The organism is Enterococcus camelliae (assembly GCF_042685105.1).
GTDB lineage: Bacteria > Bacillota > Bacilli > Lactobacillales > Enterococcaceae > Enterococcus_G > Enterococcus_G camelliae.
This window is the reverse complement of the sequence record NZ_JBHUMO010000031.1, coordinates 1-7,953: the sequence shown is the minus strand read 5'-3', so window position 1 is coordinate 7,953 and position 7,953 is coordinate 1. Positions and strand designations below refer to the sequence as shown.

Below are 7,953 nucleotides of genomic sequence, written 5' to 3'. Positions count from 1 at the left end.
GCCTGTGGAATGTTATAGCAAACGAGAGTAGCGAGCAAGTGGCAAAATCGGACACGTAGAAACAGGAAATAAACATAAATCTGACAACTTTTATAGTTGGTTAGAAATATTTATAGATTTTTGGCAACGGCGCAATGATGAAGGAAGAACGTGCAGCTGCTCCTGATGAACGGTCATTAAAGGAACTGTCCTGTCTTGGAGCAAATGAACTTTACCAACGATTGGATACAGGGCTAGATGGCCTGACAAGCAATCAGGTGAAGGAGCGAAAAGCAAAATATGGTTCAAATACCATTGAACCAAAGAAAAAAGAGTCACAGTGGCTGAAATTTTTGAAGAATTTCACCAGCTTAATGGCAATTTTGCTTTGGTTTGGTGGGGCAATCGCTTTTTTCTTTACCGATACACCTCAATTGGGAATTGCCATTTGGCTGGTCAATGTTATTAATGGCTTGTTTAGTTATTTTCAAGAAAGTCGGGCAAGTAAAGCGACAGAAGCGCTAAAAAAAATGTTGCCTTCTTATGCACGGGTGATTCGTGAAGGAAAAGAAGAACAGATTTTAGCAGAAGAGTTGGTGCCAGGTGATGTGCTTTTAATTGAAGAGGGAGATCGGATTTCCGCCGATGCTCGTGTGATCCAAGCAACGGATTTGCAAGTCAATCAATCGGCCTTAACGGGCGAGTCCAACCCCATTCGCAAAAACGATGAAGTGCAGTCGGGAAAGGGTATGGGTAATTTTGAATTAAAAAATATGATTTTTGCGGGAACGACGGTTTCAAACGGTTCCGCACGGGCGGTTGTTAGCCAAATTGGGATGCAAACAGAGTTCGGGAAAATTGCGGATTTAACTCAGTCACTTGGTGAAGAAAAAAGTCCTTTGCAAATGGAACTGGACAAGTTGACGAAGCAGATTTCTGTTATTGCTATTTTGATTGGTGTGGTCTTTTTCTTTGCGGCTATTTTCTTTGTCCATCAACCCGTGGCACAAGGTTTTATTTTTGCTTTGGGGATGATTGTGGCATTTATTCCAGAAGGCTTGTTGCCTACAGTGACATTGTCATTAGCGATGGCTGTGCAACGAATGGCCAAAGAGCATGCATTGGTCAAAAAGCTATCTTCGGTTGAAACACTTGGGGCAACTTCAGTGATTTGCTCCGATAAAACGGGAACGTTGACGCAAAATGAAATGACGGTTTGTTACGCTTGGACGGCAAGTAAGGAGTACCAAGTAGGCGGTTTAGGATATGCCCCTCAAGGAACGATTACAGTGAATGGACAACAAACGACGGGGGATCAGGATCCAGAGCTGGCATGGTTACTTCGAGCAGCGAGCCTTTGTAGTAATGCGCGTGTGTTGCCACCAGATGATGAAAATCCTCGCTATCGGGTCCTCGGAGATCCTACTGAAGCGTGTTTAAATGTTGTCGCTCAAAAAGCGGGTCTGGATTTGGCCGCAATGGTTAAGGAAAATCCTCGTTTGCGAGAATTGCCTTTCGACTCGTCACGCAAAAGGATGACGACGATTCACAACTTGACCATGCCACTGGCTGAAGCCACGAGGGTTTCTTTTACTAAGGGAGCGCCAAAAGAGATGGCGGCTTTGTGTACCAAAATTTGTGTCGCGGGGACAATTCGTGCGATAACTTCGGAGGATCAGGCCAAGATTATGCAAGCCAATGATCACTATGCAGAGCAAGGGTTACGCGTTTTGGCGGTGGCTTACCGTGATTTGGGTCAGGTAGCGAATTTACCGAAGGGCTTTAGTCAGTACACACCTGAACTCATTGAGCAAGACATGATTTTTATGGGATTAATGGTCATGGCTGATCCACCAAGAGAAGAAGTCGCTGCCGCAGTTCAAAAGTGTCACGATGCTCATATTCGCATCATCATGGTGACGGGGGATTACGGGTTAACAGCAGTTAGTATTGCCAAACGAATTGGTATTGTTCAAGGCGCCAATCCTCGGGTGATTACGGGTCTCGAACTTGCCAATATTTCGGATGAAGAGTTAAAAACAGCTTTAGGCGATGAAGTTGTGTTTGCGCGAGTCGCACCTGAACAAAAGTACCGTGTGGTTTCATTATTGCAAGATTTAGGGAATGTCGTTGCAGTAACTGGTGATGGCGTGAATGATGCTCCAGCTTTGAAAAAAGCAGACATTGGTGTAGCCATGGGGATTACTGGAACAGATGTTGCAAAAGAGTCAGCGGACATGATCCTAACAGATGATAACTTTGCTTCGATTGTGCGAGCTGTTGAAGAAGGCCGAGCAGTTTACAAAAATATTCAAAAGTTTTTGTTGTATATTTTTAATAGTAATATGTCAGAAGCAGTTCCTTCTGCAGCTTTTCTACTTTCCCGTGCTGCGATTCCTTTGCCTTTGACAGTCATGCAAATTTTAGCTATCGATTTGGGAACAGATATGATTCCAGCCCTGGGGTTAGGTGTTGAAGAACCGGAAGAAGGGATTATGACGCGACCACCGCGTACCAAAAAGGATGCCTTGTTGACGAAAGGAATCATTTTTAAAGCGTTCTTCTGGTATGGACTTATGGGGTCTGTTGTAGCGATGGGTGCCTATTTCTACACAATGGCACAACGGGGGGCGACCATCGGAAATTTACCGAGCGTCGGCGTCACTTATCGCGAAGCAACAACGATGACGTTAGGTGCGATAATCTTTACACAAATTGGGGCAGTTTGGAATTGTCGAACGGAGCGTTCTTCGGTTTTCACAGTAGGTCCGTTTAAAAACAAAGTCATTAACGTCGGTATCGTATTTGAAATGGCATTGTTTTGTTTATTGTCTTATGTTCCACTTTTTCAAGATGTCTTTCAAACAGCACCACTGGGCGTCAAAGAATGGCTTTTTCTTCTTCTCTGTCCAGTACCGATTGTCGCAATAGAAGAAGTTCGCAAAGCATACAGTAGGAGACAAGCAAGCAAAAGGAGACAAACAAAATGAAAATATTGATTGTTGGCTGTGGCCGACTGGGTTCTGGCTTGGCCGAAGACTTAGCAAATGAAGGACACGATATTACGGTTATTAGTCATGTGAAAGAACAGTTTCAAAGTTTAGAAAGTGTCTTCCAAGGTACATTAGTTGAAGGGGTAGAATTTGACAAAGAAGTGTTGGAAAAGGCAGGAATTGCGACGGCGGATAGTTTGATTGCTTGTACGGAAAGCGATGTGACAAATGCGTTGGTAGCCCGTATTGCTCGTAATAATTATCAGGTTCCTAAAGTCATCGCACGCCTATACGAACAACGCAAAGTAACGATTTACAATGCATTAGGTATCCAAGTAATTGCGACGACAAACTGGGGAATTACACGTGCCAAAGAATTACTGACGTTCAATCATTTGGATACAGTGGCTAGTGTTGGCAATGCACCGGTTGAAATTTTAAAGGTCCATATTCCAACACTGTTAGCGGGGACAAGGATTCGTGAAGCCTTTCCTATGGCTGAAGTTCGGATTGTTGCCTTGACACGTGGCAATGAAACAATGATTCCATCCAATGAACATCGATTGGCAAAAGATGATTTGCTTTATGTGGCTGTATTACCGGAGTCGATTGATAAATTAAAACGTGTTTTGTCATTATAAGAGGGAGGAAAGAGTCATGAAAGTCATTGTGGTTGGCGGAGGTCAAGTAGGGACTTACATTGCAAAAGCATTGATTGATTCAGGAAATACGGTAACAGTGATTGAAAAACGAGCAGCAAGTTTAACGCAACTACAAACATTGTTTCCAATTGATTGTGTGATTGCTGGTGACAGTACGAATCCCAAAGTTTTGGAACAAGCGGGTATTGTGGATGCCGATGTCATTGCTTTAGTAACTGGGGCGGATGAGATGAATTTGGTTACTTCGACCATCGCCAAATTTGAATATGGGGTACCAAGGGTCATCGGACGAGTGAACAATCCTAAAAATGAGTGGTTATTTACAGCGGAAATGGGGATTGATATTAAGGTGAGTCAGGCAAACTTATTGGCCAATATCATTATTGATCAAATTGATTTGGATCATATGGTCACGTTAATGCGCTTAAATCAAGGGGATAACTCGATTGTTCAAGCAACCATCACCCAACATTCGAAATTGGCCAATCACTATATCCGTGATATCTCGGCGCTGAATGATACGGTGATTATTGCAATCAAGCGAGGCAATGAAACCATTATTCCAAAGGGAGACACACTCATCAAAGTGAACGATCATGTCCTGGCTTATACAGGGATTGATGGGGGTCAATTATTTGCGTAATAAAAAAAGTGTGCGAATATGACAATAAATTCGCACACTTTTTTTAACTGGCCAGCTTTTCTTTTGCTTTTTCAGGTAGGTCACTAGCTTTGATTTCTTGATACATTGTGACCCCCTTATTAGTATTGTAGGTTACTTTTAAATACGCCATTTTTCGCAATGGTTGTTCTTTGACAGTAGAAAAAGCTAGTTTTTTTTCGTGCCCCTCATCATTGTAGCCATTCAAGGTATAATGGTAATTTGTTAAAGTTGCACCGGATCCTGAAAAAGTCTCTTTTTTTCCATCTGTTGTCACCTGAACATAGTAGTTTTCACCACCAAAATAAATTGATTTTACTAGTTTATAGGCACCAACCATTAATAAAACAACTGCTACTAAACTAATCAGCCATTTTTTTTTCATCTCTTTCGTCCTCCTTTTGTGTTCTATACTAGTATATCTTGATTGTCCCTTTTTGGGGATGCAATCAACGAAAAAAAGACGAACAAAATTGTTATGTTACGTGAAAGGTAGAACGCTCTTTCCAGTATCTCGTAGTGCATTTAATGATAATTATTAAAGAAATAGGGCCAGAATCATTTGTGAAATATGAAACAATTCTTGTGAAAGTCTCACGTATCATAAAAAAAATAAGTCGAAAAATGATGGTAAAAGCATTCTTTCTTGTGATAAAATTCACTGTTATCGTGTAGCATTGCACTAATTGAAAACCTTTGCAAACGTTGATATATTAATGATATACTGATTACAACAGATAGAGAATCTGTTAGAAAATACCCCAAAACCATAAAAATGATTGAGGAGGATTTTATGAAAGTTATCGTGATTGGCTGCACACATGCAGGAACTTCAGCGGTGAAAACCATCTTAGGTGATCACCCAGAAGCAGAGGTAAAAGTTTATGAAAGAAATGACAACGTGTCATTCCTTTCTTGTGGGATTGCATTATATGTAGGTGGGGTGGTTAAGGACCCAGAAGGATTGTTTTATTCAAGTCCACAAGAATTGACAGAGTTGGGTGCAGATGTTCATATGGAACACGAAGTAACCAATGTGAACATTGCAAAAAAAGAAGTAACGGTTCGTAATCTAAAAACAGATGAAAGCCATACAGAATCGTATGATAAATTAGTTTTGACAACTGGTTCATGGCCAATCATTCCGCCAATAGAAGGACTTGAATTGGACAATGTTCAATTATGTAAGAACTACAACCAAGCCCAAGAAATTTTCAAAAAGAAAGAAGACAAAAAAAAGATTGTCGTAGTTGGTGGCGGATATATCGGTATCGAATTGGTGGAAGCATTTGCGAATGAGGGACGTGAGGTCACATTGGTGGATGGGTTAGACCGTATTTTGAATAAATACTTAGACCCGGAATTTACCGACATTTTGACGGATGAACTAATCAAGCGTGGGGTTAACGTTCACTTAAATGAAATGGTAAAAGGTTTCTATGGTGAAGATGGGAAGGTAACCAAAGTGGTAACATCTGCCGGAGAATACGAAGCAGACATGGTTATCATGTGTGTTGGCTTCCGTCCAAATACCGAGTTGGTAAAAGGCCAAGTTGATATGATGCCAAACGGTGCCATTATCGTAGACAATTACATGCGTACAAGTGCAGCTGATGTTTTTGCTGCTGGTGATAGCTGCGCAGTGAATTACAATCCAAATGGAGGCCATGCGTATATTCCTTTAGCAACCAATGCGGTTCGAATGGGCATGCTTGTCGGGAAAAATATCGCAGGTGAGGTATTGAGTTACCGTGGGACACAATCAACGTCAGGCTTACATTTGTTTGGCTACAATATTGGGTCGACAGGAGTGAATGATGCATCAGCAGAAGTCTTTGGGTTAAAGACACGTTCTGTCTATGTGGAAGATTTTTATCGTCCTGAATTCATGCCAACGAATGAAAAACTGTATATGAAATTGGTTTATGAAGTGGGGACACATCGTATCGTTGGGGGACAAATCATGTCTAAATATGATTGTACAGCTTCTGCCAATACATTATCCGTATTTATTCAAGCAAAAATGACAATTGAAGACTTAGCTTTAACGGACTTCTTCTTCCAACCAGTTTATGATCGTCCTTGGAATTATTTAAACCTTTTAGGACAAGCTGCAATGGCACAAGAGAAGAAAGAAACAAGTGAAGTAGTGTTATCTAGCAAATAAACGAATGGATTTTCTCTTTTTGAGAATGTATCACATATATTACTTCGAGCGCTATGCTGATTTTAAAATCAGCATAGCGCTTTTTCGTCTTATAGAACATTATCCTCAAAAGTTCTTCTTTATCTAATCTACGTAGTTCTGCTCTACTACAAGCTTATCTTTCCATCTCTAGACAAACAAAATTGTTTCGACACAAATTGGCATCTTTTTTGCTGATGTTTTTAAGAAGGGAGAGATTGGAAATGAAGAAAAACTACCAATTCAATTGGGGTTCATTGTCTATCGAGTATTTCATTACCGATGATTCTATTGAATGGATGATTATCCCCATAGAACAAAAAAAGAATGTCCATCTTCCTAAAAAAATAAAAAAAGACAGTTTGATTCAAGTAAAACTTATTGGAGATGCGTATCCTAAAGGGTTTGTTACGGGTAGTACGATGAGAAACAGTGAGACTGTAAAAAGTTTAAAATTTGTCCGGCAAGAGTTTAATTCTACTATGGATAACCCTCAGATTGTTACAGTCTTAGTTGATAAAAGAGGCAATCAATATCGTCATTTTGCCATATGGCATAAACCTTATGATGTCGTTGAAACATTTGTCCAATTTACAAATTTTTCTGATTCACCAGAAGAGTTAGAAATGATTTCGAGTTTTTCCTTAAGTAATTTGAGTCCATTCAATGAGAAAAATAGAATTGGTAATTTATCAATGACCCGCTATCGGTCGAAATGGAGCTTTGAGGGAAGAAAACTGAAGCAGCCGATAGAAGACTTACAGTTAGAGCCTTCATGGAAACCCTCTGGCGTAGGAATAGAAAAGTATGGACAACTTGGTTCAATGCCAGTTAGAGGCTGGTTTCCATATATTGCGATTGAAGATGCAAGTCAAAATGTTTCCTGGAGTGTGACGTTGGCACAACCTGGTTCATGGCAAATTGAAGTGTATCGACTTGATGAAGATTTATGTTTATCTGGGGGTCTAGCGGATCGTGATTTTGGTCATTGGAAAAAGAAGATACAACCGATGGAATCCTTTCAGACGCCTTCTGCCTACATAACAACAGCAATTGGAAATGAAGAAAAAGTTAGTCAAAAATTGTTCTCATTTTTGCAAACTGGCATTGATGCCAGCAACCATCAAATTGAAAGTTCATTACCCATCCAATTCAATGAATTTTGCACAACTTGGGGAAATCCAAGTGAAGCATCCATTGTTCAAACACTAAATGTTTTAAAGAATCGAGGGGTGCTTTACTATGTTATCGACGCAGGATGGTACGCTAATGAAAACAATCAGTGGGAAAATAATCATGGGGATTGGCTAATAAATACTAATAAATTTCCAAACGGTATGGAAAAAGTCATTCAACTAATAAAAAAGAAGCTTAATTGCAATATCAAATGCATAAAAAAATCAAAAAACCTTTATAGACAGCGAATTACTCAATAATCCAGTGTTACCAACGATTTAACCCTTGTCTGGCAGT

The 7,953-nt window shown here is 40.2% G+C and carries 6 protein-coding genes; 5 read left to right on the top strand and 1 reads right to left on the bottom strand.

All coding sequences use genetic code 11. The features are described 5' to 3' along the window. The first annotated feature begins 137 nt into the window (after positions 1-137). From ACFSR0_RS04475 to ACFSR0_RS04465, 3 genes are read left to right on the top strand one after another with little or no spacing between them, the layout of a single operon-like run. A complete protein-coding gene (locus ACFSR0_RS04475) occupies positions 138-2,969 on the top strand; it encodes a cation-translocating P-type ATPase (RefSeq protein ID WP_379980327.1) in 2,832 nt (943 codons plus the stop codon). Continuing rightward, entirely contained in the window at positions 2,966-3,613 is a 648-nt protein-coding gene (locus tag ACFSR0_RS04470) for a potassium channel family protein (protein WP_379980325.1), read from the top strand. The genes ACFSR0_RS04475 and ACFSR0_RS04470 overlap by 4 nt, the downstream gene beginning before the upstream one ends. A gap of 16 nt (positions 3,614-3,629) precedes the next feature. Further along, the gene (locus ACFSR0_RS04465) at positions 3,630-4,277 is read left to right on the top strand and encodes a potassium channel family protein (RefSeq protein WP_379980323.1); all 648 of its coding nucleotides are present in this window, start codon (positions 3,630-3,632) and stop codon (positions 4,275-4,277) included. Positions 4,278-4,320: 43 nt separating this feature from the next. Here ACFSR0_RS04465 and ACFSR0_RS04460 read toward each other — a convergent pair whose 3' ends face one another. Then, positions 4,321-4,680 (bottom strand): YxeA family protein, encoded by a 360-nt coding sequence (locus ACFSR0_RS04460; RefSeq protein ID WP_379980321.1) that lies wholly within the window; start codon positions 4,678-4,680, stop codon positions 4,321-4,323. Between the two features lie 408 nt (positions 4,681-5,088). On the opposite strand from ACFSR0_RS04460, the gene ACFSR0_RS04455 reads away from it, so the two are divergent. Both ACFSR0_RS04455 and ACFSR0_RS04450 read left to right on the top strand, forming a co-directional pair. Continuing rightward, complete coding sequence (locus ACFSR0_RS04455; protein WP_379980319.1) at positions 5,089-6,462, top strand: FAD-dependent oxidoreductase; 1,374 nt, start codon at positions 5,089-5,091, stop codon at positions 6,460-6,462. 242 nt (positions 6,463-6,704) lie between these two features. Further along, a complete protein-coding gene (locus tag ACFSR0_RS04450; RefSeq protein ID WP_379980317.1) occupies positions 6,705-7,916 on the top strand; it encodes an alpha-galactosidase in 1,212 nt (403 codons plus the stop codon). The last annotated feature ends 37 nt before the right edge of the window (positions 7,917-7,953 follow it).